At 31.6% G+C, this 22,919-nt stretch carries 27 protein-coding genes; all 27 read left to right on the top strand.

Going from position 1 to position 22,919, the window contains the following annotated elements:
• The first annotated feature begins 3 nt into the window (after positions 1–3).
• Complete coding sequence (locus B3209_RS01770; RefSeq protein WP_296689645.1) at positions 4–540, top strand: GNAT family N-acetyltransferase; 537 nt, start codon at positions 4–6, stop codon at positions 538–540.
• 81 nt (positions 541–621) lie between these two features.
• Positions 622–1,185, top strand: coding sequence for a type II toxin-antitoxin system antitoxin SocA domain-containing protein (locus tag B3209_RS01775; RefSeq protein WP_296689646.1), 564 nt, complete (start codon positions 622–624; stop codon positions 1,183–1,185).
• Positions 1,178–1,600: a hypothetical protein gene (locus tag B3209_RS01780; protein ID WP_296689649.1), complete on the top strand. Its 423-nt coding sequence runs from the start codon at positions 1,178–1,180 to the stop codon at positions 1,598–1,600. The genes B3209_RS01775 and B3209_RS01780 overlap by 8 nt, the downstream gene beginning before the upstream one ends.
• Positions 1,601–1,684: 84 nt before the next feature.
• Positions 1,685–2,764 carry an acyltransferase family protein gene (locus B3209_RS01785; protein WP_296689652.1) on the top strand — a complete coding sequence of 360 codons (1,080 nt, stop codon included), beginning with the start codon at positions 1,685–1,687 and terminating at the stop codon, positions 2,762–2,764.
• A gap of 19 nt (positions 2,765–2,783) precedes the next feature.
• Positions 2,784–3,887, top strand: coding sequence for a DegT/DnrJ/EryC1/StrS family aminotransferase (locus B3209_RS01790; RefSeq protein ID WP_296689654.1), 1,104 nt, complete (start codon positions 2,784–2,786; stop codon positions 3,885–3,887).
• 3 nt (positions 3,888–3,890) lie between these two features.
• Entirely contained in the window at positions 3,891–5,168 is a 1,278-nt protein-coding gene (locus B3209_RS01795) for a CDP-glycerol glycerophosphotransferase family protein (RefSeq protein ID WP_296689656.1), read from the top strand.
• A 16-nt stretch (positions 5,169–5,184) separates the two neighbouring features.
• Positions 5,185–6,270, top strand: a complete 1,086-nt coding sequence (locus tag B3209_RS01800; protein ID WP_296689659.1) for a pyridoxal phosphate-dependent aminotransferase — start codon at positions 5,185–5,187, stop codon at positions 6,268–6,270.
• 34 nt (positions 6,271–6,304) lie between these two features.
• Entirely contained in the window at positions 6,305–7,390 is a 1,086-nt protein-coding gene (locus B3209_RS01805) for a pyridoxal-phosphate-dependent aminotransferase family protein (protein WP_296689661.1), read from the top strand.
• A gap of 24 nt (positions 7,391–7,414) precedes the next feature.
• Complete coding sequence (locus tag B3209_RS01810; RefSeq protein ID WP_296689663.1) at positions 7,415–7,876, top strand: adenylyltransferase/cytidyltransferase family protein; 462 nt, start codon at positions 7,415–7,417, stop codon at positions 7,874–7,876.
• Between the two features lie 8 nt (positions 7,877–7,884).
• Entirely contained in the window at positions 7,885–9,333 is a 1,449-nt protein-coding gene (locus B3209_RS01815; RefSeq protein WP_296689665.1) for a lipopolysaccharide biosynthesis protein, read from the top strand.
• Entirely contained in the window at positions 9,323–10,390 is a 1,068-nt protein-coding gene (locus B3209_RS01820; protein WP_296689667.1) for an acyltransferase family protein, read from the top strand. The genes B3209_RS01815 and B3209_RS01820 overlap by 11 nt, the downstream gene beginning before the upstream one ends.
• 104 nt (positions 10,391–10,494) lie before the next feature.
• The gene (locus B3209_RS01825; protein ID WP_296689670.1) at positions 10,495–10,857 is read left to right on the top strand and encodes an HNH endonuclease; all 363 of its coding nucleotides are present in this window, start codon (positions 10,495–10,497) and stop codon (positions 10,855–10,857) included.
• A 3-nt stretch (positions 10,858–10,860) separates the two neighbouring features.
• The gene (locus B3209_RS01830; protein ID WP_296689671.1) at positions 10,861–12,174 is read left to right on the top strand and encodes an AAA family ATPase; all 1,314 of its coding nucleotides are present in this window, start codon (positions 10,861–10,863) and stop codon (positions 12,172–12,174) included.
• A complete protein-coding gene (locus B3209_RS01835) occupies positions 12,167–13,012 on the top strand; it encodes a DUF4435 domain-containing protein (RefSeq protein ID WP_296689674.1) in 846 nt (281 codons plus the stop codon). The genes B3209_RS01830 and B3209_RS01835 overlap by 8 nt, the downstream gene beginning before the upstream one ends.
• 170 nt (positions 13,013–13,182) lie before the next feature.
• Entirely contained in the window at positions 13,183–14,109 is a 927-nt protein-coding gene (locus B3209_RS01840) for a glycosyltransferase (protein ID WP_296689676.1), read from the top strand.
• The gene (locus B3209_RS01845) at positions 14,106–15,302 is read left to right on the top strand and encodes an HNH endonuclease (RefSeq protein ID WP_296689678.1); all 1,197 of its coding nucleotides are present in this window, start codon (positions 14,106–14,108) and stop codon (positions 15,300–15,302) included. The genes B3209_RS01840 and B3209_RS01845 overlap by 4 nt, the downstream gene beginning before the upstream one ends.
• A gap of 12 nt (positions 15,303–15,314) precedes the next feature.
• The gene (locus B3209_RS01850) at positions 15,315–16,523 is read left to right on the top strand and encodes an O-antigen polymerase (protein ID WP_296689679.1); all 1,209 of its coding nucleotides are present in this window, start codon (positions 15,315–15,317) and stop codon (positions 16,521–16,523) included.
• Positions 16,524–16,570: 47 nt separating this feature from the next.
• On the top strand, positions 16,571–17,374 hold the full coding sequence (locus B3209_RS01855) for a hypothetical protein (RefSeq protein ID WP_296689680.1): 804 nt from the start codon (positions 16,571–16,573) through the stop codon (positions 17,372–17,374).
• A 4-nt stretch (positions 17,375–17,378) separates the two neighbouring features.
• On the top strand, positions 17,379–18,065 hold the full coding sequence (locus B3209_RS01860) for a glycosyltransferase family 2 protein (protein ID WP_296689683.1): 687 nt from the start codon (positions 17,379–17,381) through the stop codon (positions 18,063–18,065).
• A 46-nt stretch (positions 18,066–18,111) separates the two neighbouring features.
• Entirely contained in the window at positions 18,112–18,870 is a 759-nt protein-coding gene (locus B3209_RS01865; RefSeq protein ID WP_296689685.1) for a glycosyltransferase family 2 protein, read from the top strand.
• A 242-nt stretch (positions 18,871–19,112) separates the two neighbouring features.
• Positions 19,113–20,291, top strand: coding sequence for a DUF262 domain-containing protein (locus B3209_RS01870; RefSeq protein ID WP_296689687.1), 1,179 nt, complete (start codon positions 19,113–19,115; stop codon positions 20,289–20,291).
• Positions 20,288–20,992 carry a hypothetical protein gene (locus B3209_RS01875; protein WP_296689690.1) on the top strand — a complete coding sequence of 235 codons (705 nt, stop codon included), beginning with the start codon at positions 20,288–20,290 and terminating at the stop codon, positions 20,990–20,992. Before B3209_RS01870 ends, B3209_RS01875 begins: the two co-directional genes overlap by 4 nt.
• A gap of 19 nt (positions 20,993–21,011) precedes the next feature.
• The gene (locus B3209_RS01880; protein WP_296689693.1) at positions 21,012–21,374 is read left to right on the top strand and encodes a hypothetical protein; all 363 of its coding nucleotides are present in this window, start codon (positions 21,012–21,014) and stop codon (positions 21,372–21,374) included.
• A gap of 152 nt (positions 21,375–21,526) precedes the next feature.
• Positions 21,527–21,799 carry a type II toxin-antitoxin system RelB/DinJ family antitoxin gene (locus tag B3209_RS01885; RefSeq protein WP_296689696.1) on the top strand — a complete coding sequence of 91 codons (273 nt, stop codon included), beginning with the start codon at positions 21,527–21,529 and terminating at the stop codon, positions 21,797–21,799.
• Positions 21,778–22,077 (top strand): type II toxin-antitoxin system YafQ family toxin, encoded by a 300-nt coding sequence (locus tag B3209_RS01890; RefSeq protein WP_296689697.1) that lies wholly within the window; start codon positions 21,778–21,780, stop codon positions 22,075–22,077. The genes B3209_RS01885 and B3209_RS01890 overlap by 22 nt, the downstream gene beginning before the upstream one ends.
• Before the next feature lie 73 nt (positions 22,078–22,150).
• The gene (locus B3209_RS01895; RefSeq protein WP_296021713.1) at positions 22,151–22,408 is read left to right on the top strand and encodes a hypothetical protein; all 258 of its coding nucleotides are present in this window, start codon (positions 22,151–22,153) and stop codon (positions 22,406–22,408) included.
• Positions 22,405–22,803, top strand: a complete 399-nt coding sequence (locus tag B3209_RS01900; RefSeq protein WP_296689700.1) for a putative toxin-antitoxin system toxin component, PIN family — start codon at positions 22,405–22,407, stop codon at positions 22,801–22,803. The genes B3209_RS01895 and B3209_RS01900 overlap by 4 nt, the downstream gene beginning before the upstream one ends.
• Positions 22,804–22,919: the final 116 nt, after the last annotated feature.

Consider the following 22,919-nt stretch of genomic DNA (forward strand, 5'->3'; position numbering starts at 1 on the left):
TTTATGGGTGGAAAAATAGTAACTGAAGCTTTAATTGGTAAGTATGTAAATCTTAGAGAAGTAAAAATTGACGATGCTGATTTTATCTTAAAACTTCGTTGCGATGATAAGAAGAGTCAGTTTCTTCATAAAACTGAATATAATTTAGAAAAACAACAGTCTTATATTAATCATTACCTTAAAATTCAAAATGAATGGTATTTTATCGCAGAAGATAAAAATGGTATTAGGATTGGAACCTACAGAATATACGATATTCAAGGGGATAGTTTTTGCATCGGAAGTTGGCTTATGGAGGACGGCGTTTCGGCAGAACAGAGTTTTGAAACTGATTATTTAGTTAGAATGTATGGTTTTAATATATTAGGATTTAATCGAATTCATTTTGATGTTAGAAAAGGAAATAAAAAAGTATGGCGATACCATATGTCATTAGGGGCTGTAAAAACAGGGGAAACAGAACTTGATTATCTATGGGAAGTGACAAAAGCGGATTATTTGAAAAGGGCTTTGCCTATGTGCAATGCTATGGGAATTTAAATATTATTTTACATAATTGATTTTTTTTATAAATTGTATTATATTTTGTATAGTAAGTATTACTTTAATAAAAGGAAAAATATGAAAGCTTATCATCATGAAATAATAGATAACGTAGTATCATATATTTCTCAAAAATATTTTCAGGCATTCAAAAAAAATATTACTCAGACTTTGCTATTTAAAATTCTTGCCTTGTTTGACTTTCGTGTTTTAAAGCAAAATGGCAGACCTTGTCTTGAACTTTATTATACTGCAAGAGACAGAGGTCCTGTTCCTGAACAGTTGTATAATGTTGATTTATCCGAATATAAGAGTTTTAAGGTAAAGGATAAAAAGAATGGAGATTATAAGACTAGATATTTTATTTCTGTTAAAACTCCAAATTTAGACTATTTAGCTCCATCTGAACAAAAGATTTTAAATTTGTTAGTTGATGACATTATAAAAAATAAAATCAATGGCAGTAAAGCTTCTGATATTACTCATAAAGAAATATTGGCATGGAGAACAGCATATAGTGCTAAGCATAACTCTATAATGTCCTATGAGGATGAATTTCCAGGTATTAAAGATAAAAGCATCAATGAAATGACAATTCCAGAATTAAATTTTAAAAAGTATATGGAATTGTCGAATGTATAAGATTGGGACTGTTATTAGAACTACCTTGCCATATAAATCATTTGGAGTTGACGAAAAAGAAAGGTGGTTTGTGTTTCTTGGGAGAGTGAACTTTACTCGTTCCCCTAGAAATGTTTATCTATGTACTACAACAACGCAGATTCAAAAATATAAGGAAAATCCATCTTCTACTTATGTTTTTTTCTCTGAGAAAAATTCTTGTTTTGACAGGGATTGCATTCTTTGCTTGGATGAAATTGAAGATTCATATACCGAAACGAAATTCAATTTAAAATTCAAACCTGAATATAAAGGTGAGATTACTAAAGAAAAATTAAGAGAAATTGCAATAAAAATAAAAAAAGCAGATTTGCCTAAGATTATTATTGATGATATTTTGGAGTCTTTTAAGCTGGAAGGAATTTCCACAAAATAGTCCCTCTAAAGAATAATTCAAGCATAAATATCTTTTCTTTAAAACATTACATAACAATTTTATTTCTCATACAAGGACAAAAATATGCAAGTTCAGTTTCAAAAAAAATCTCTACGACTTTACAGTATTGATATATTTAGATGCTGTTGTGCATTTGCTGTATTTTTGTTTCATGCAAGGATTCATTTAAATGTGAATTTTGGAATCTTAAATAATTTTATTGGAGATTCGCATATTTTTATGACGGCATTTTTTATGCTTTCAGGCTTTTCATTGTATTATAGTCAAAATATGATTTGTGGGGGGGATAGTAATTTCTTTATAAAAAGAATTGTATCAATATTTCCACTTTATATTGCAATATGGTTTTTATGGTCTGTATTTGAATTTATTAAAGGAAACTTTCTACCTGCATGGAAGCATCTGGTTATTGCTCCTGTTGAATTTTTAATGTTGCAGTCAATTTATGACGGAAGTTTTGGAATTCTTCATAATGGAGGAACATGGTTTATCAGTTGCATTTTTATCTGCTATTTGATTTACCCATATCTTGAATCTATAATTAAAAAAAATAAAAAGAAAACAAATATTGCTCTTCTGATATTATTTTATTTGATTATTTCATACTCTTATGTGCCTGTTTATATTTTTAAATTTGGTGATATTTATGCAAATCCATTTTTCAGACTTCTTGAATTTGCGGAAGGAATTATTTTGGCCTGGTTGTTTTTGCAAAATAAAGACAAGAATATTTCAAAGAGAACAAATCTTTTAATTCCTTTTTTTATTTTTGCCTTGATTGCTGTAATATCTTTTGGTGTTCATTTTGGTTTTGGATATGTACTGCTATATAATTTTTTAGCAGTTCCTGTGTTTGGATTTATTCTGTATTTTTGCGGAAGATTAGAAATGCGCTATAAGATATGCCGCTTTCAAAAGATAATTTCATTATTAAGTGAATGCAGTTACGCTTTTTTTTTAGCACAGTTTTTCTGTTTTGACATAACAAAATATCTTGCAAGACATACTTTATTTTTTCAAAAAGGTGGAAATTCAAAATTATTTTTCTGTTCATTTTTCTTTTGCTGCATTATAAGTATTTTTCTGCATTTCTTAATTGAAAAGCCGATTAAAAAGTTTTTAACTAAAAAGCTTTATTTTTAATTTTTACAAGGACAACAATATGCAAGTTCCATTTTTAAGTTTAAAAGAGGTTACAGAGCTTCATTCTAAGGAAATCAATGAGGCTGTTGGCCGGGTTGTGAATTCTGGATGGTATCTGCAAGGGGCTGAAAATGAAAAGTTCGAGGCTGACTTTGCAAAGTATATCGGCACAAAATACTGTGTAGGGGTTGCAAACGGACTTGACGCGTTGATTTGGATTCTGCGCGCATATATTGAACTTGGCCGTCTGCATAAAGGCGACGAGGTGCTGGTTCCGGCGAACACATACATCGCCACTATTCTTGCAATCAGCGAGAACGGCTTGGTGCCTGTTCTTGTAGAGCCAAAACTTGAGACTCTTGAAATTGATGATGATTTGCTTGAGTCAAAAATCTCGTCAAAGACTAAGGCTATTATGATTGTGCATCTGTACGGACGCTGCGCTTATACCAATAAGATAGAAGAAATATGTAAAAAACATAATCTTTACCTGTTTGAGGACAACGCGCAGGCTCATGGCTGTCAGTTCAATGGAAAAAGAACAGGAAGTCTTGGAAATGCGGCTGCCCACAGTTTCTATCCGGGAAAGAATCTTGGCGCATTGGGAGACGCAGGGGCTGTAACAACAGATGACGAGGAAGTTGCAAAATGTATCAGGGCATTGGCAAATTATGGCTCAAGCAAAAAATATGTCTTTGACTATATAGGGCGCAACAGCCGCTTGGATGAAATTCAGGCCGCTGTTCTTGATGTAAAGCTTAAATATCTTGAGCAGGACAATGACCGCAGAAAAGCTGTTGCCAAAACGTATATTGACGGAATAAAAAATCCTAAAATATTTGTTCCTGAAACAAAAGATTTTACTGCAAATGCGTTTCATCTGTTTCCTGTTCTTTGTGAAAAGCGGGATGAGCTTCAGCAGTATTTAAAAGAAAAAGGCATAGGAACAGTTATTCATTATCCGATTCCGCCTCACAAGCAGAAGTGCTACAAGGACTGGAACGGAATGTCGCTGCCGGTTACAGAAAAAATCGCCGCGCAGGAGCTTAGTCTGCCGATTGGACCTACAATTGCGGATGAGCAGGTGCAGTATGTTGTTGACTGTGTGAATGAGTGGGAATAGATTGTGAATATCCTTAATAAAATAAAACATTTCTTCAGTATGGTGCTTCCTGCTAATTTAAAAAGATGTATAAAACGTTTGCAATGTAAAAATCTTATAAAATCCACTTATAGACATTATTCAGAAATTGAAGAGGAGATTAAAAACAGAAATCAAAAAAACTTAAGATTTGCAGCTTATGTTGTTTATGACTCGACTTTTGGCGCTTATGATTTATTTGATTTAATGCTTTCTGATTTGGAGCATTACACGCCAAAAATTGTTGTTATTCCGGATGTTTCCCGTGGGAACGAACATATGATAAAACAGTATCATGAAACAAAAAGTTTTTTTATAAGAAAATATGGTTCAGAATTTGTTCTTGATGGATGGAATGAAGGCGAGAATAAATTTGTTGACTATAGTGATGAATTTGACGTGGTTTATCTTGCAAATCCTTATGATATCATGGTTGATAAAATTCACGGACTTTCATATTTAAGTACAAAAAATATTCTTCCTATATATATGAGTTATGGTTGTATGCCTGATAATTATGGATGCAAAATTATTATGCCATTAAAAGAAATAAGTCTTTTTTGGAAAGTTTTTGCAGATAATAAGATGACATATAAAGACTATTGCCGATATGAACTTGCAAAAGGAAAAAATGTTGTACTTTCTGGTTATGCAAAAATGGATTCCCTTGCAAAATTCAAAGAGAATTCAAGAGTTAAAAAGCGCATAATAATTGCACCGCATCATACAATCAATAATCCTGCATTGCCATTATCTAATTTTCTTGAGTATCAGAATTTTTATTTGGAACTTCCAAAATTATTTCCGCAGATAGAGTTTGTTTTTAGACCCCACCCATTGCTATTTATAAACATGATAAATGAAGGGTATTGGAATGCAACTCAAGTAAATGAATATATTAAAAAAGTAAAAGATAATGGAATGATTTATTCTACTGGCGGTGATTATTTTGATATATTTGTTAATTCCGATGCAATGATTCATGACTGCTCTTCATTTGTGGTTGAATATCTTTTTACAAAGAAACCATGTTGTTTTATGGCGAAAAAGAACTATAAAAAAATTTTCTCTTCATTAGGAAAATCCTGCTTAAAGAATTATTACCTTGCATTCAATAAACAGCAGATAATAGAGTTTATACAAAATGTAGTTATTGATGAAAAAGATGAATTAAAACAAAAGAGAGAATTATATACTGCTAAATGTTTAGCTGTAAATTATCCTAATGCCTCGGAAAAAATATTAGAAGAGATTTCTTTATAAATAAGAAGGTGAATTTATGTATTATTTGGATAAAAATATAAAAAATCTTGACCGTATTTTTGATCAAAATAGTCGAGAGGGCTATCTTAGACTTGATTTGAATGAAAATCCTGAAGGTCTTCCGCAGGATTTTATAAATAAAGTATTAAAAGATATAACTCCTGAATTTGTTGCAAAATATCCAGAAACTTTGGACTTTACTCAGATTTTGGCAGATTATCTGAATACAGACATAGACCATATTTGTCTTACAAATGGTTCTTCAGAAGGTATTAGGCAAATAATAGAAGCTTTTACTTCTCCGAACGGTAGAATTGTAGGTGTTACACCTACGTATGCTATGTTTGAAGTGTATCCAAAAATGTATGGGCGTAATTTTATTCCTGTTAAGTATGCTGATGATTTGAGGATGCCAGTTGAAAATATTTTAAAGGAGCTTACTCCAGAAACAGAGTTGCTTATTCTCTTGAATCCGAACAATCCTATGGGAAATGCATATTCTGAAATTGAGTTTCAGAGAATTATTGACAGTGCAAAACAAAATGAAATAACTGTATTGATTGATGAAGCTTATATGTATTTTTATCCGAATAGTTTTATAAATTATGCACTTACAAATGGACATATTTTTGTGACAAGAACATTTTCAAAATTATTTTCCCTTGCGGGGTGCCGACTTGGTTATGTCGTTGGATGGCCAGAAGGTATAAAAATGGTTCAAAAGTTATGCACTCCGCATAATGTGAATGCTTTTGCAATGAAATTTGCAAAGGAAATAATCAAAACTCCGAGAATGATAGATGATTTGATTCTGCATTATAAAGAAGGAAAAGAATTTCTTATAAAATCGTTAAAGGAACATGAATATTCTTTTAATGCAAAAGAAGGAAATTTTATCTTTATAAAACCAAAAACTGATGCCTATGCTCTTGTAAAAAGAATGAAAAATGAAGAAAGCATCCTTATAAAAACATATTCAGGAATAGGAAAATTGGGAACATGCTTGAGGGTAACAACTGGAGGAATAAAGCCGATGAAACGCTTCTTGGAGGCCTTGTATAAACTGGATTTAGAAAATATGTCGGGGGGGGGAGTAATGTAATAACGAAGCCACTCTACTTTATTGGAGTGGCTGCATGATAAACTTCACCGTTGGTCCGGTTCAGATGGACGAAGAAACTTTGTCTCTTGGAAGCAGTCAGATTCCGTATTTCCGTACAGAAGAATTTTCCGTTCTTATGAAAGAGAATGAAAATCTGCTCTGCAAGTTCTTTGACGCTCCTGAAAATTCGCATGTTGTTTTTATGACAGGAAGCGGAACTGCGTCGATGGAAGGCGGAGTCATGAATTTCTTTGATTCTTCTGACAAGGTTCTTGTTGTGAACGGCGGAAGTTTCGGTTCTCGTCTTGTGGAGCTTTGCCAGATACATGATATTCCGATTACAGAAATAAAGCTTGATTTTGGAAAGCCTCTGACTTATGAAATTCTCTCTCGGTATGAAAATCAGGAATATACAGGTTTGCTTGTCCAGCTGTGCGAGACTTCCAGCGGCGTTCTTTTCGACATGAATCTTATCGGGAATTTTTGTAAGAGAAATGGAATCTTTCTTTTTGTTGATGCGGTAAGCGGATTTATGGCTGACGAGTTTTCAATGAGAAAAATGCACGTGAATGCTACGATTACAGGAAGCCAGAAAGCACTTTCACTTCCTCCGTCAATGTCGTTCACCGTTATGGATGAAAAAGCTGTAGCTCGTGCTCAAAAAATTAATGTCAAAAACCTGTACTTCAACTATCCGCTTTATCTTAAAAACGGCGAGCGCGGACAGACTCCTTTTACTCCGGCTGTCGCAACCTTGATTATGCTGAATGACAGGCTCAAGAGAATTGAAAAGTCCGGCGGAATAAAAGCTCAGAATGAAATTATGCGAAACAGGGCTGAATATTTCAGGGAAAAAATAAAACAGATTCCATTTGAAATGTTTGTTGCTAGGGAAAATGCTTCAAATTGTGTAACCGCATTGCGTCCTGAAAATCCATCGGTTGATGCACATAAAATTTTTGAAATCCTGAAAGATGAGTACGGAATCTGGATTTGTCCGAATGGCGGCGAATATGCAGAAAAAGTATTCCGTGTCGGTCATATAGGCGCGGTTTCGGAAGAACAGATTGATAACTTAATAGATGCGTTTGAGGATTTGCAGAAGCGTAATCTATTGTAAAACGTAAAAGAGGAGAAGATAAAAATGATAGCTGGAAAAACTGTTGTGTATACAAGCGGAACTTTCGATATGCTTCATGCGAACCATATAAAGATGATTGAATACGCACGCTCATTGGGCGAAATTTTGATTGTTGGTGTAAACACGGACGAGCTTGTAGCCTCGTATAAATCCCAGCCGATTATTCCGTTTGAGGAGCGGATTGCTCTTGTCAAGGCTCTGAAATATCCGGACATTGTGATTCCTCAACGTTCTCTGAACCATGCGGACAAAGTGAAAAAACTTAACTTTGATGTTTTTGTTGTAGGCGATGACTGGGCAGGCAAATATGACTATTTGAAAGATCAGGATGTTGATGTGGTGTACTTTCCTTACGGTGCCGGCATAAGCTCAAGCAGTCTGAAAGAACGTGTCTACGAACGTTACAGCGAACTTAAGAAAACTGCGGACAATCATTTTCCGAATGATGTGGATGTAAGGAAATAATTTTTCTTATGGAGCAGAATTTAACACAAAAAACAAAATTCGGAATGTTGTGGAATGCCTTTGAGAAATTTGCATCTCAAGGAATTGCATTTGTTTTGAATATAATTCTTGCCAGACTGCTTACTCCTCATGATTATGGTGTCATAGGAATGTTGACTATCTTTTTAACATTTTCAAATGTATTTATAGATAGCGGATTTTCAAGGGCTTTGGTTCAAAAGCAAGATAGAAATGAGAAGGATTTTTCTACAGTCTTACTATTTAATGTTTCTGTAAGCTTAATTTTATATGTTGCCCTGTTTTTATGCTCTCCTGCCATAGCTAGGTTTTATAAGACACCAGAACTTGTCCAGCTAGAAAGAGTCTTTTTTATTGTGATAATTTTGAATTCATTAACTGTTGTTCAAAACTCACAGCTACAGGCAGCCGTTGATTTTAAACATATTGCTTTTATAAATACTATTACACAGATATGCTCAGGTGTTGCAGGAATTGTTGCAGCATTTTACGGACTCGGAGCATGGGCTTTGGTAATACAAGCTTTGTCCAAATCTTTTATATCCGCCGTTCTTTTTTGGTGTATAGGAAAATGGATTCCAAAAACAGGGTTTTCATATAAATCTTTTAAATCTTTGTTTGGCTTTGGTTCAAAGCTTCTTGTAACAGGGCTTCTAAGTACAACTGTAACAAATATAAATAGCATTGTTGTGGGTAAGATTTACAGTCCAGCAAATTTGGGGTTCTATACAAGAGCACAACAGTTTCCAGAACTGGTTTCAGGAACTTTGGGAAGTGTGTTAAATAATGCAACTTTTCCGCTCATGGCAGCTCTTCAAAATGATAGGGAGAATTTAGTATATATATTTAAAAAACTTATAAAAACTGCTGCTATGGTTGTTTTTCCTGCAATGGTGGGATTGGCAATTCTTTCTAAGCCTATTATAAGCGTTCTTCTTGGAGAACAATGGTTGCCTGCGGCTGAATTATTGTTTTGGCTTTCTCTGTCATATATTTTTACACCGCTTTCTATAATTAATATGAATATATTAAATGCAATTGGACGTTCCGATTTGTTTATGAAAGTTGATTTTTCAAAAATTCCTTTTATTGCTATAACAATGCTGATTACATTTCCTATAAGTTTAAAGGCTGTTGTTATCGGAAGTTTTGTAAGTGCATTTATTTATTTTTATATAAATGCACTTATGCCAGGCCGTCTTTTTAAGTATGGGGCTTTTAAGCAATTAGCAGATATGTGGAAATATACAGTTTCAAGCATTATTATGGGAGTTGTAGTTATCTTTGTAATTTCATTTATAGAATCAAGTATCATTCAGTTGTTTTTTGGAATTTCGATAGGAGTTGTAGTTTATGTAGGATGTTTATTGTTGTTGAGAGACACTGAAGTAAGGATATTTTTAGAAAAAATAAAGGTTCTAAAGAAAAATGGAAAATAGTAAAATAAGAAATTCAAACATCGAGCTTCTCCGCATTGTGCTTATGTTTTTTGTCATAACGCTGCATTATAACGGAATGGGCGGTCATGCGCTGGAATTGTATGCTTCTGGACTTGTTTTTTATTTTACTCGCTTTACGGAAGCATTGGGAGTTTGCGCTGTTGACTGTTTTGTGTTGGTTAGCGGATATTTTCTTTCTTATAATAGGAAAATAAAGGTAAAGAAAATTCTTCATATTCTTCTTGTCGTTATCGGGTTGAAGTTTTTTGATTTCTTCCTTCAGATTCTTATTGATGGAAACAATTTCTCTCTAAGACATTTTGTGGCTTGTTTTCTTCCGACAAATTATTACGCGACTTTTTATCTTGTCTTGTATGTTCTGAGTCCGTTTATTTCAAAGCTTTTTGATTCCTTCAAAGATAAAAAACAGGCCGCCGTATTTATCGGAATTCTTATTTTTCTGTTCTCGCTGTTTCCATTTTGTCTGGAATTTGCCAATAATATTTTGGGCTTTAATGTCGGTGGAATGAACACAGTTAATGCATTCTCAGGAAGCGAAAGTGGATACACAATTGTGAATTTTATGCTTCTTTATTGTGTTGGATCTTTTCTTTCTCGGTATAAAATCAGTTTGAAAAATACATATTCTCTGACCGGCTATGTTCTTTCTTTGATTTGTATTTTTGTTCTTGAGTTTATTGATTCCAGTTCCGCCTCGTCTTATGCCTCGCCATTTGTGATTTTGAATGCAGTCTGTCTGTTTATGCTGTTCTTAAAAATCTCTTTCAGCAGCAAAGTTGTGAACTGTGTGAGTGCAGCAACGTTCGGTGTTTTTTGTCTGCATACAGGAAATTTCTTGGGAACAAAGTGGTCTTTGTTTGAGATTCCGGCTCTAAAAAATTCACGGGGGGGGGTACTATTAAATTCCTTATTTGTGGTGTTTGCGATGACCGCCGTATGCTATGGAATTGACTTGGTGCTGCGGTTTTTAGTTTCCCCGTTGCGGAAAAAGTTGAATGAAACCAGCCTTTATAAAAAAGAATTTGTTGTGGAATGATGTATGGAAAATATTTAAGAATTTCTATAATATAAATTAAGTATGAAGATTGAGCGTTTTTTATCCGATATTGATTGTGTATATTATAAAGGTTAAGGTAAAATATGCCATTTAATAAGGAAATTATAGAAGAAGTCTGGAAGAAAGCAACTGCCATACAAGGATATGATGAAGAGCATTTTAGAAAGGATTGCTGTGGTGCTATTATAGCAAGAGAAAAATACGGTGATCTAGACAGTGTTTTTGGATGGCAGATAGATCATGTTTATCCTCAAAGTCTAGGGGGTACTGATATTATAGACAACTTAAGAGCTATGCAATGGCAAAATAATGAATCTAAAAAAGATGACTATCCTTCTTATTATTCATCAGTAGTAGCAAATGGTATTTCTAACATTGAATCTAGGGTTCGTCATGTAGTGAATCCAAGCTTGCAAAAAAAATTAAAAGAAATTTACGGAATTTAGAAAATGTTGGTTTCAAGTTTTTATATAAAAAAATTATTTGATTTATATACATATAAAATAGATTTTACTCATTATGCTGATAATCTATGTATACTTACAGGTGCAAATGGATATGGAAAAACTACTGTCTTAAAAATTATCAATAGCCTTTCAACGCTTGATTTATTTTTCTTTTATACAATTTCATTCGAAAAAATAGAATTAGTTTTTTCAAATTCTGATAAACTGGAAATTACACATTCATCTCCATCTCATGGTCATGAATATGATGATGATACTGTTGAATATCCTGATTGTGTAACATTTTCTTATGTTAATAAAAATTTAAATCATAGAGTTTTGTTTGATCTGAATCTTGAAGATATTACAAGGCTTATGCCCCTTTCAATTCGGAGAGAAATAGATTTTTCTTTTATAGAGGAGGGGCGCATTGAAGTTTTAAAAAACTATCTTACTAACCATAAAGAAATATATGAAGAAATTGCTGCAAATAAAGGAAACAAAGACTTTTTATCTCTTTTAAATGAACTTAGAACAGTTTTTATACCTGCCCAACGACTTTATTATACAGAACAGGAGCGGGAACATAATTATACGAATTATCGAAGAAGTCATTTTGTTAGAAAATCTTCTATTGACAGAATGATTTCTGATTTAAAAAATGAACTTCAAAGAAAGCGTTTGGATTATTTGCTCGAAACACAGCGACATGATAACCAATTTATAAATAAGTTGCTTTCATCTTCTTCCAAAGGCTATGATGAAAATATTTATAACGAAAAAAAAGATTTGCTACAAGAAAGGTTGGATGAGTTATTTTCATATGGATTAATAGAAAAAACGCCTATTAATCCATATATGGAGAGTAAAAAAGAAATACTTTCTGTTTATATTGATGATTTGTTAGAAAAAATAGATTCGTATAATGAACTGCTAAAAAAAATTCGCCTTTTTTCTACTATTTTAGAAAAAAAAGAATTTGCTAATAAAAAAATAAGTTTTTCTCCAGAGCATGGATTAATAGCAACTTCTGCAAATGGAACTGAAATAAATCCAAACTTCTTATCAAGTGGTGAGCAAAATGAACTTATTATGCTTTATGATTTTATTTTTCGTGTAGAAAATGGAACCATACTTCTTATTGATGAGCCTGAAATATCTTTACATGTATCATGGCAATTAGACTTTCTTCATGATATTGAATCAATTTGTAATAATAAAAAAATACAAGTAATAGTTGCTACACATTCTCCCCAAATCATAAATGAGTATTGGGAAGCTTGTTTCGATTTTTATAAAAATAATAACAATGAATAAAGATATACAAGGTTGCAGTGATTCGGTTGTACTACGCGAAAATACGATAAAGTTGCTTTTTAATAGTGATAAGTTAAAGAATAAAAGTTTATTGATTATTGAAGGAAAATCAGATTTTAAAATTTATCGAAGTCTATTTGATGATAAAAATGTTTATTTGTATAAAAATGGCTCTTGTGATGGTCTGATTCCTTTGTTGGAACATTTGAATTTAGAATACATGGATTGTTGTTTAGCAATAAAGGATGCTGATTTTGATAATTTGGAAGGAAAAAAATATCCTCAATTGCAAAACTTATTTTTAACCGATTTTCATGATATTGAAATGATGATGATAGATGATGATGCGGAAAATAAAATTTGTAGCGAATTTTTGGATAAAAAAGAAATTGATATTTTTAAAAAATGCATAAACGATATAATCTATATTTCATATATAAAATGGTTAAATATTTCTAAGAAACTATGCTTATGCGTTGATGTGTTTTTTCATCTTGGTGATATTTATGATGGAAATACTCCTGTAAAACTTAATAGTTGTGAAGAGAAATTAAAAAGAGTGGAGAGCAATGTTGCAAAGTGCCGTGATTTTGAAAAAAATATTGAATCTTTTATAAGTGAAAATCAAACTAGTGATTTTCTAAATTTGACGAATGGTCATGATTTTTGTAATGCATTGGCAATTTTTATAAAAGCTCATAATGGCGAAAATATAAGTGGCATTAATTTAGAGCGATTTATTAGGGCAACTTATTCTTTTGAAAAATTTAAAAAATCTAAACTGTTTGCACATATAAAAGAATGGGAAATTGCGCATTGTAGAAAACTTTTTAAATAAAAATCTTTTGAATTTCTTGTAAATTAAAAATTTCTATAGGTTGTGTTTTTTCTCTTTTTGAATATTTACTTATTGTTTGTTACGTAGTTAGTCTATTTTTTCTTTCTTCTCTGCGGAAAAAATTGAATGAAACCAGCCTTTATAAAAAAGAATTTGTTGTGGAATGATGTATGGAAAATAAAACTAACGGTCTGATGTTTTCTGTTGCTGTAATAACTTACAACCAGGAAAAATACATAGCACAGACTTTAGACAGCATAATAAATCAGAACCATGATTATTCCTATGAGATAGTGGTCGGAGATGACTGCTCATCTGACAATACAAGGGAAATAATCAGACAATATGCGGAAAAATATCCTGAAATTGTAAAACCGGTTTTTAATGAAAAAAATCTAGGGATTATAAAAAACTATTTCAATGTAATTTCTCATTGTTCAGGAAAATACATAATGGAATGTGCTGGCGATGATTTCTGGCTTCCTGGAAAAGTCGAGCTGCAAATCCCGTTTATGGAAAGAAATCCTGAGGTGGGAATGTGTTACGGAAAAGTGCAGTCATATAAAAACGGAAAAAAAAGTTCAGAGCTGAAAGGTTTGAAAAGAGAGAATTTTGATGAGCTTCTTATAGGAAATGTTATTCCGGCTGCCACAGTCTGTTTTAAGAACGAATTAATTAGAAGATATATAGAAGATATTCAGCCGGAAAATAGAAACTGGCTGATGGAAGATTTTCCTATGTGGCTGTATTTTGCACATGAAAGCAGAATAAAATTTATTGATAAAGTTACAAGTGTTTATAGAGTGCTGGAGAATTCGGCAAGTCACAGCAAGGATATAAAAAAACAGCTGGCTTTTGAAAAATCCTACTGGGAGATAAAGAATTTTTTTTCAGAAAGATATCTGAATAGAATGATTCCTGCTTTTGATGAGCATTTAGTTTTAGCGTATATCTATTTGCGGAATAGTGACAGAAAAGCTGCCAAGAAAGAATTTTTACAAAGCAGAGAACAGACTTTCAAGGTTAGAGCTTATGAACTGATTTGCTCGTTTGAGATTTTGTTTAGACTTTTGATGATTAAATGGAGGAATTTATGAATTGTTGTATTTGTGGTGTTGAATTAACAGGAGAAAATACCTCTATTGAGCATATTATACCAAATGCAATTGGAGGGCGGTTAACTAGCAAAAATATTTTTTGCAAGCAATGTAATAGTAATTTTGGTACTGCTATAGACAGTAATTTTGTAAAAATATTTCAGCCGATACAAGACTTTGTAAAAATTGATAGAGATAGAAAAACTAAAGGTGGAAGTTACTCTGGATTTGTTTTTGATAAATTCAGTAAAAAAATATATGAAGCAAACATAAAGAATGGAAAAATTACTTCAATGTTTGATGAGAATAAGAAAACTATAATATATGATCCAGAAAAACATAAGATATTAGCGTGTAAATTTAATCTTGATAATAATGCATTTAAAAGAGGTCTTGCGAAAATCTCATTTGATTTTGCAATAGAAAAAGGTCTATCAACGACTGCACTAGATGAAATTTTTGACATTCATAATAAGACTATAAAAGAAAAAATAACAATAATTCCATTTATTCCATTAACTTCTTTTGATGTTTTTATGGAATGTAATATGGACGCTATGTTTCATCTGGTTAGATTGTTTAATTGTGATAAATTTTTGTTTACTTATATAGAATTGTTCAGTACATTTCAATTCTATATTTTGTTATCTAAAGAGTATACAGGAAGTCAAGTTGATGAAATTTTCTGTCAAAAAATAACTAAAGAAGTGCTTGATGAAGAAAATATTAAGAAAAGTTTTGAAATTCGCTACAGGGAAGACATGGATATAATTTCGGGTTCTTATGGAATAGATGTAAAAGAAGTGAAAAAAAACTTAAAAAATACAGGTGATGTAAATGAAGATTTTAATAATTTGTTTGAAGCTGTATCAAAACAAGCCTTTGAAAATTATAGAAAATCCACTTATGAAATCGATTATTATGAAACAATGAGAAATTGTATTTCGCCTAAAGACCTTATTCATATAAAGCGTTCTCGCAATGTAAATTTCTTAGATCTTTTTTATTTTTATGAAAACCAGAATTCTGAAAAACTTAATGATTTTTATAAAAAGTACATAAAAATAAATGGAAAAAAATGTATATATCCGAATAAAATTGCTTCGGTTATCTCTGCGCATTCGGATAATAAATGTTACAAAATTTATGGATATTATAAGTTTTGTAAATTGATGGGATTGCAAAAAAAATAGTGATTTACAAAAATGACATACATAAGGCAAATTAATACAAAAATAATATCTCCTCTTCTATATTTTTCAGTTTCATGGTCAATTGTTCTTGTTGCATATTCTCTTTATTGGTCAGAACTTCTTCCAAAATTGACTATAGATATTGTTACCTTTTTTATATTTTTAATATCCGTTTGTTTTATTTTATTTAGATATTCAAAATCATTGGAGTTTAAATTTGAAATTAACAAACAAAAAATAGAACGAAAATTAAAAAGAGGTGGCATGGTTTGCATTCTGCTCTTTTTATTAGAAGCTATTGCTGAAAAAGGTTTTCCTCTTCTGTTTATCATAAAAGGACAGTTTGTATATGGAGCATTTGGATTGCCTTTTGTCCACGTAATTTTATATGCTTTATCATCAATTTATATATGTATTTCCTTTTTAGCATATAAAATTACCCAAAATAAAAAATTTCACAAGTATACAGTGTTTTTCTTTTTTCCTTATGTCCTTTGTTTTACTCGATCTGCTGTAATTTATAACTTCCTTTATATATTGATGATTAGTTTTTCATTTAAAAAAATTAACTTAAAGATAATTTTTAGAACATTATTATTGTCATTTATAATTGTCTATATGTCTATCATTGCATTTGGCTATTTAGGAGAACTTCGCAGTGGAAATGATAATAATAAAATTGGTGGTTATATTGAGGCAATCTCTTATCCAACAGAAAAATTTGATAAAACAGGGCTTTCTCCCTTGTTCTTGTGGGGATACATTTATATTACAACTCCATTGGGAAATTTACAAAATACAATTGATTCAGGAGCATATTCACCTTGTTCATCTGTAGATAATGCAGAACTTATTTTATATCATTTTTTACCAGATATTTTTAAGAAAAGGCTTTTTCCAAATGCAGAAGAAAAAACTAAGCTGATAGTTCCATATTTTAATGTTTCCTCAATTTTTACAGATGCATGGGCAAAACTTGGGTGGTTAGGTATGATTTATTCTTTTTTAGGTATGCTTACTGTTATATCTGTTATTTATAATCTTAAAAAAAGAAATAATATTTATTCATACCTATCATTTATTTTTTTGAGCACGATAATCTTTTTTAATATGTTTACTAATATGTTCAATTTCATGGGACTTGCACCACAGTTTTGGATTGCCTTTTTAATGTCATTTTCATGGAAGAAAGTTTTTAAACTAGAAATTCAAAAACAATAGAAATCATAACTTTTATCTACTTAAATCTATACCCCTTTAAAAATTCTATGCTCACTTTCATAATAGTACTCTACAACCAGAAAATTTCTGCGGAAAAATTTTCTATGCTTAATGGAAGAATTGTCTTTTGCGATAATTCTACTGACGCAGAGATAAAAAGATTCAATGTTTCTTTTGCGGAAAATTTGAAAAATGACAATTTTTTTTATCTTGATATGCACGGAAACAAAGGGCTTTCAAAGGCTTATAATTCCGCAGTTGAAAATTTGAAATTAAATGCAAATGACTTTGTCGTGATTTTTGATCAGGATACTTTGATTCCTCAGAATATGCAGTTTCAATATGAAAATTTTATTTCAGAAAACAAAGACGCTGACATAATATGCCCTGTCGTTCTTGATTCTGTCGGCGTAATGTCTCCAAGCGTTGTAAGCGGAACAAAATTTAGGCACATTGCTTCAATTTCTGAAATAAACGAAAAGAACATTTTTGCTTATTCTTTTATAAATTCAGGAATGTGCATAAAACGCAGTGTTTTTGAAAAAATAAAATATGATGAAAATATGTTCTTGGATTTTGTTGACCATGATTTTGTTATAAGCGCGAAAAAAAATGGATTCAAAATAAAAATATGCAAGGAAGTTGTTTTAAATCAGAACTTTTCTGGAGTTACAAAAAATACATATAAGCAGGATTTTTCACGGTTCTGCATTTATATGAAAGATGCAAAAGTTTTCTACAAAAAATGGTTTGATAAAAGCTATAAACTGGTTATTTTTCCAAGAGCAATAAAACTTTCTCTGATTCACAAAAATCTTTCATTTCTACTCACTTTACTAAGGAACAAATAAACTTATGATTTCTGTCTGCATGCCGACTTACAATGGCGAAAAATTCATACGGATTCAGCTGGAGTCAATTCTCTCTCAGCTTGGAAACGGTGATGAGGTTGTTATTTCCGATGATTCTTCGACTGACAAAACTGTTGAGATAATAAAGTCTTTCAACGATAGCCGGATTCATCTGCTTGAAAACAATTCTTTTCATTCTCCGGTTTACAATCTTGAAAATGCCCTGAAAAATGCGAAAGGCGATTTTATTTTTCTTTCTGACCAGGACGATGAATGGACTGTGGACAAAGTTTCAGTCTGCCTGGAAAAACTTAAAGACTGCGACCTTCTGATTCACGATGCGGACATTGTTGACGGAAACGGAATTCAGACTGCAAAATCTTTTTTCAAACTGAACCATACCAAAAAAGGAAAGTTCTATAACCTTCTTAAAAACGGTTATCTTGGATGCTGCATGTGTTTTTCAAAAAACTTATTGAGCCAATTTTTGCCTTTTCCAAAAAAACTGCCAATGCATGACATTTATATTGGGAACTTTGCGGCATTTAATGGCTATAGAATAAAATTTATAGAAGACAAGCTTATTCATTATCGCCGTCATGGAAATAATGCAAGCATAACATCCGAACACAGCCATCGAAAACTGCTTTCAAGAATATCTGACAGAATAATAATTCTAAAAAACATATAAATATTAAAAACAAATTTTATACAAACAGGATTCTCCAAAAAAAATCATGAAAATCTCAATCATCACAGTCTGCTATAACAGCGAGGCTACAATCGAGCGGACTATAAAATCCGTTCTTGCGCAAAAAAATGTAGAACTTGAATATCTTATTATTGATGGTGCTTCAAAGGACGGAACGCTTGGCATTATAAAAAACTATGCGGAAAAAAATCCTTGCATACACTTTGTAAGCGAAAAGGATAGGGGAATTTACGATGCCATGAACAAAGGAATTTCTATGGCGACTGGAGATGTTGTCGGAATCTTGAACTCTGATGATTATTATGCTTCAGATGATTCAGTTTCTTCTATTATAAACGTATTTGGACAGAACGATGTAGAGATGGTGTTTGGAAATATTCTTTATGTGAAGAATAATAAACCCTATCGCTATTGGAAGAGCAGAAAGCCAAAAACATTTAAATTCGGCTGGATGCCGCCTCATCCGGCTCTGTTTGTAAAAGCTGAAGTCTATAAAAATAACGGAGTTTTCAGACTTGACTGCGGAATAAATGCCGACTACGAACTTATGCTCCGCTTCTTTGAAAAAGAAAAACTTTCTTCATTCTGGCTAGATAAAATTATAACCTGCATGGAAGCCGGCGGCACGAGCAACAATGGGATAAAATCAAGAGTTGCCGGAATAAAGAACGATTCATTAGCATGGAAAGTAAACGGACTAAAAAAGCATTGGTATACAGTTATTTTTAAAAAGTTAAGAAAGATTCCTCAGTTTTTTGTTTTGGATAAAAAGTTGCCAATATGAATGAGAGGGTATTGAAATAAAAAGGGGATTATTTATGAAAAATCTTATTATGACGGAAACAATCAATCTGCAATGAAAAAAATATAAATCGGCAAAGAAAGTATAAGAATGAATTTAAATCAACGGTTGTTTTTCAATATTAGATTAAGACTCACGACTTATATATTTGAGGCGTTTTCTGTAGAAAATATGGTAATAAAGTATAATTTAATATATAATGCTAACTGATAAGGGAGTTGTTTATGTCAAAAAACAAAGTTTATTATGGTGAATATACATTAAAGCATTGGATAGATTTAATATTAAGTAAGAATATTGTTCTACCAGAATACCAAAGGCTGTTTGTCTGGGATAAAAATAAAGTTGCAAAATTAATCGATTCATTTAGCAAAGATTGTTTTGTTCCTCCTGTTACAATAGGTTCATATAAAAAAGATGGTAAGCAGTTAAATTTAATAATTGATGGTCAGCAAAGACTAACAAGTTTACTGCTTGCATATTTGTCAATATATCCAAAAGAAGATTGTTTTAAACCAACTTCAAAAGATATAGATAGTTTTGCAGATGAAAATGATGATTTTAGTGATGATGAAACATCTATTTTGGGTTGGACATTTAATGAACTCTTGAAAAAAGGCAATAAAAAGGAAACAATCAAGAACACAATAGAGAATACTGAAAAAGAAAACTACTGTGATTTAGATTTTGATATTACTGTAGATGATGAATTTCTTGAAAATCATTATTTGGGATTTTGTTATCTGATTCCTCAAGAAAATCAGCAACAGTATTTTTCAAGTGTTTTTAGAGATATAAATGCCGAGGGCAAAAAGCTTACAGCTCTTGAAACTCGAAAATCTCTATATTTTCTTGCAGACGGATTTAATGATTTCTTTGATCCTGCCTGTATTCATGGAATTACAATTAAAAAAGATGATGGCGTTGAAAGAATTGACTTTGTAAGATATTTGGCGCTTCTTTTTCAATATAATAAAAATGGATATGATTCTGTCGCAAAAAATTATGGAAGAAAACTTGAAGAGTACTATGAAAAGTTTATTGATGCAATGATAAATCAGAATAACGATTCAGATTTTACAGCTTACGATGATATTTATAAAAACCGTTTGCAGACTTTTGATGCTGAATTAAAAACTTTTGAGCTTGACAAAAAAGTTTTTCCGTCAATTATTGATGCTGATATTTATATGTTCGGATTGATTTATTTCATACTCTTAAAGAATAAGCAATTAGATGAAACAAAGAAAGAAAATTTATTTAATGATTTGAATACAAAAATTAATGAATTGAAGGAAAACCCTTCTACAGGATATTTGCATAAAAAAACACCTTCGGCTTTAAAATATTTACGGCAAAGAATTTTTGAATCAATAAATATCTATGGAAAGTATTTAAAATGAGAGTGCATGAGAAATTTATAAAGTCTTCAATAATAAATATTTTGAATGAGGCCATGCACTCAGTTTCGGCTTGCGGAAATGGCATGGAGACTTATCCATTATGTGAATATATAATGCAGTCCACATTCTTGCAAATGACAGGCTTTAACGAACAGAAACTTAAGTGTATTTTATGGGAACTTGCCACAGATGATTTTGAATTTAGATATAAATTTTTAAAAAACAATTACAATGAATATTCGTCATATGAAGATAAAAAACACATTTTCAACGATTTGATTAATGAGATAAATAAAAGCGATTATAATTTTTCAGTAAATGAAATAAGGTCAGATTTATTTGACTCTGTGAATAATGAATGTAAAAGTATTTTTGAGTCTTCGCTTATGAAGATTTGGTTGCCAAGACAATATGAACATTATATTCAATTTTTAGAAACTATTACTATTAATAAATTTTTGCAAGGTAAATCTTTGTTTTCAAATTGCTTATTATCTGCTTATGAAAAACTTTATAGACATAGAAACAGATGTGCTCATAATCTATTGTCATATCAAGATAATTTGCCGACATTAACAACATTAAATTCTGAAGATTACAAATATGACAATTGGTTCATAAGATTTTTTCTGTTAGTATTGATAGATGAAGTGTTTACTAGGTTGTATAAAATATATTTAGACAGTAATCATTATTTTTAATAAACGAGGAAAAAAATTAATGAAGAAAAACAAAATTGGTATTTCTATATTATTATTTGTTGCTATTATTGCAATAGCATTGACAACTCTTGATGTTTTTCCTTTTTTGATAAATAAATCAATATTAGGATTTGCTGTTATGCTTATTTTGTTTTCAGCTATAGCATTTTTAATTTTTAAAGTAAAATCAGAATTTTTCTTATTATATTCACTGCTTGAAATTATATTTTCTATCGGAGGCAGCATTTGGGGATTTTACACAGAACTTAACGATTCCAGGATGACCAATTTAATAATAATATTTACAGCTGTCTTTTTACTATCCCAAGGTTTTGAAGATTTTCAAAATGCCTTGCCTAATAAGAAAAAGAATGATTTATAGTTTTGAGCTTGAGGAAGGCTTGCGCCGCACGATTGACTATGAGTTTGTGAAGAAAGTGCAGGGGCATACATTCAGCTGCGAGTAATCAGAATGCGAAAATTTTATTTCATCTTTGCTTTACAAATGCAACTTTTTGTATTATTTTGTTTAATATGAGCACAACAGCGACAAACATAAGAATTGATTCACAGTTAAAATCTGAGGTTACTCCTCTTTTTGAAGGATTGGGGCTTTCTTTGTCTCAGGCTATAACTCTTTTTCTCCGCCAGTCTGTTTTGCGTAATGGGCTTCCGTTCAAAGTTGAATATCCGGAATATTCCAAGGAACTGCTTTCAGCTGTTGAGGAGGCAAAAAAATTGGAGAATTCAAAAGAAACTCCTCGCTATACTGACATGAAAAAAATGTGGGCGGACTTGGACAAGTGATTTATGAGGTGATTTGGACTACTCAGTTCAAAAAATCATATAAGCTGGCAAAGAAAAGAGGACTGCCAATCCAGGAACTGCATGATATTGTTGAAAAGCTAAGAACCGACGCTGTTATTGAGCAAATATATCATGACCATGAACTTGCCGGGCTTCTCAAAGGAACTCGTGAACTGCATATACGTCCTGACTGGCTTCTTTGCTATCGAAAGACAAAAAGCACGCTTACTCTGGTATTGGTTGAAACTGGCTCTCACTCCGATTTGTTTGGTAAATAGAATAGCATTTCGTTGCTTTGGTAAAAACTTTGTGCTATCTTTTAATTGCTCTTGTCTTACAGGAGGTGCTTTTATGTCTTATGCAATTTTAGAGAAGTATAATATTCTGACAGATGAGTTAAAATCAGAAGTGAATGATTTTATTGATTTTCTTCTGAGAAAGAATACTTCTAATCCCGGACAGTTTTCTAATAACATTGTTTTGTCGAAAACATCGCCTTCTGCCACATTGAAAAAGATTCAATCTCTTTTTGAAGAAGATAAAGGATGGAACTCCGAATCAGAAATGATTGAGGATATGAGACAGTTCAGACAGAGCAGGGCGAAGTGAAAATTTTTATTGATACAAATGTCCTTGTTTCAGCCTTTGTTTTTGGCGGTACGGCTGGTAAACTTTTTGAATTGTTGTTTGATAATGAATTTGAGCTTCTTGTTTCTGAATATGTTGACAAGGAATTCAAAGATAAACTCGAATTAAAGTGGCCAGATAAGGCAAGCACAATTTATGAACTGTATCATACATTGCCAATAAAATTCTGTAAAAGTACAGAAAAACAGTTTGGAACTTTAAGGGATAAAAAAGATATTCCAGTTCTGAGCGATGCAATATTTAATAACGCAGATATAATTCTTTCGGGAGACAAAGACTTTTTGGAAGCAGATATAGAGAATCCCTTGATATTTTCACCAAAAATGTTATTGGATTTTCTTATAAAGAAGGAATAAAGTTTCACCTCTGTTTTACAAAATGCAATAGGTTCTCACTCCGATTTGTTTTGAAAATAAACATTAACTTGTAAATTTTTACACAAAAAATAATTTTTTCTCTCTCCCATTCACCT

It is taken from the genome of Treponema sp. UBA6852 (assembly GCA_002449305.1).
Lineage (GTDB): Bacteria > Spirochaetota > Spirochaetia > Treponematales > Treponemataceae > Treponema_D.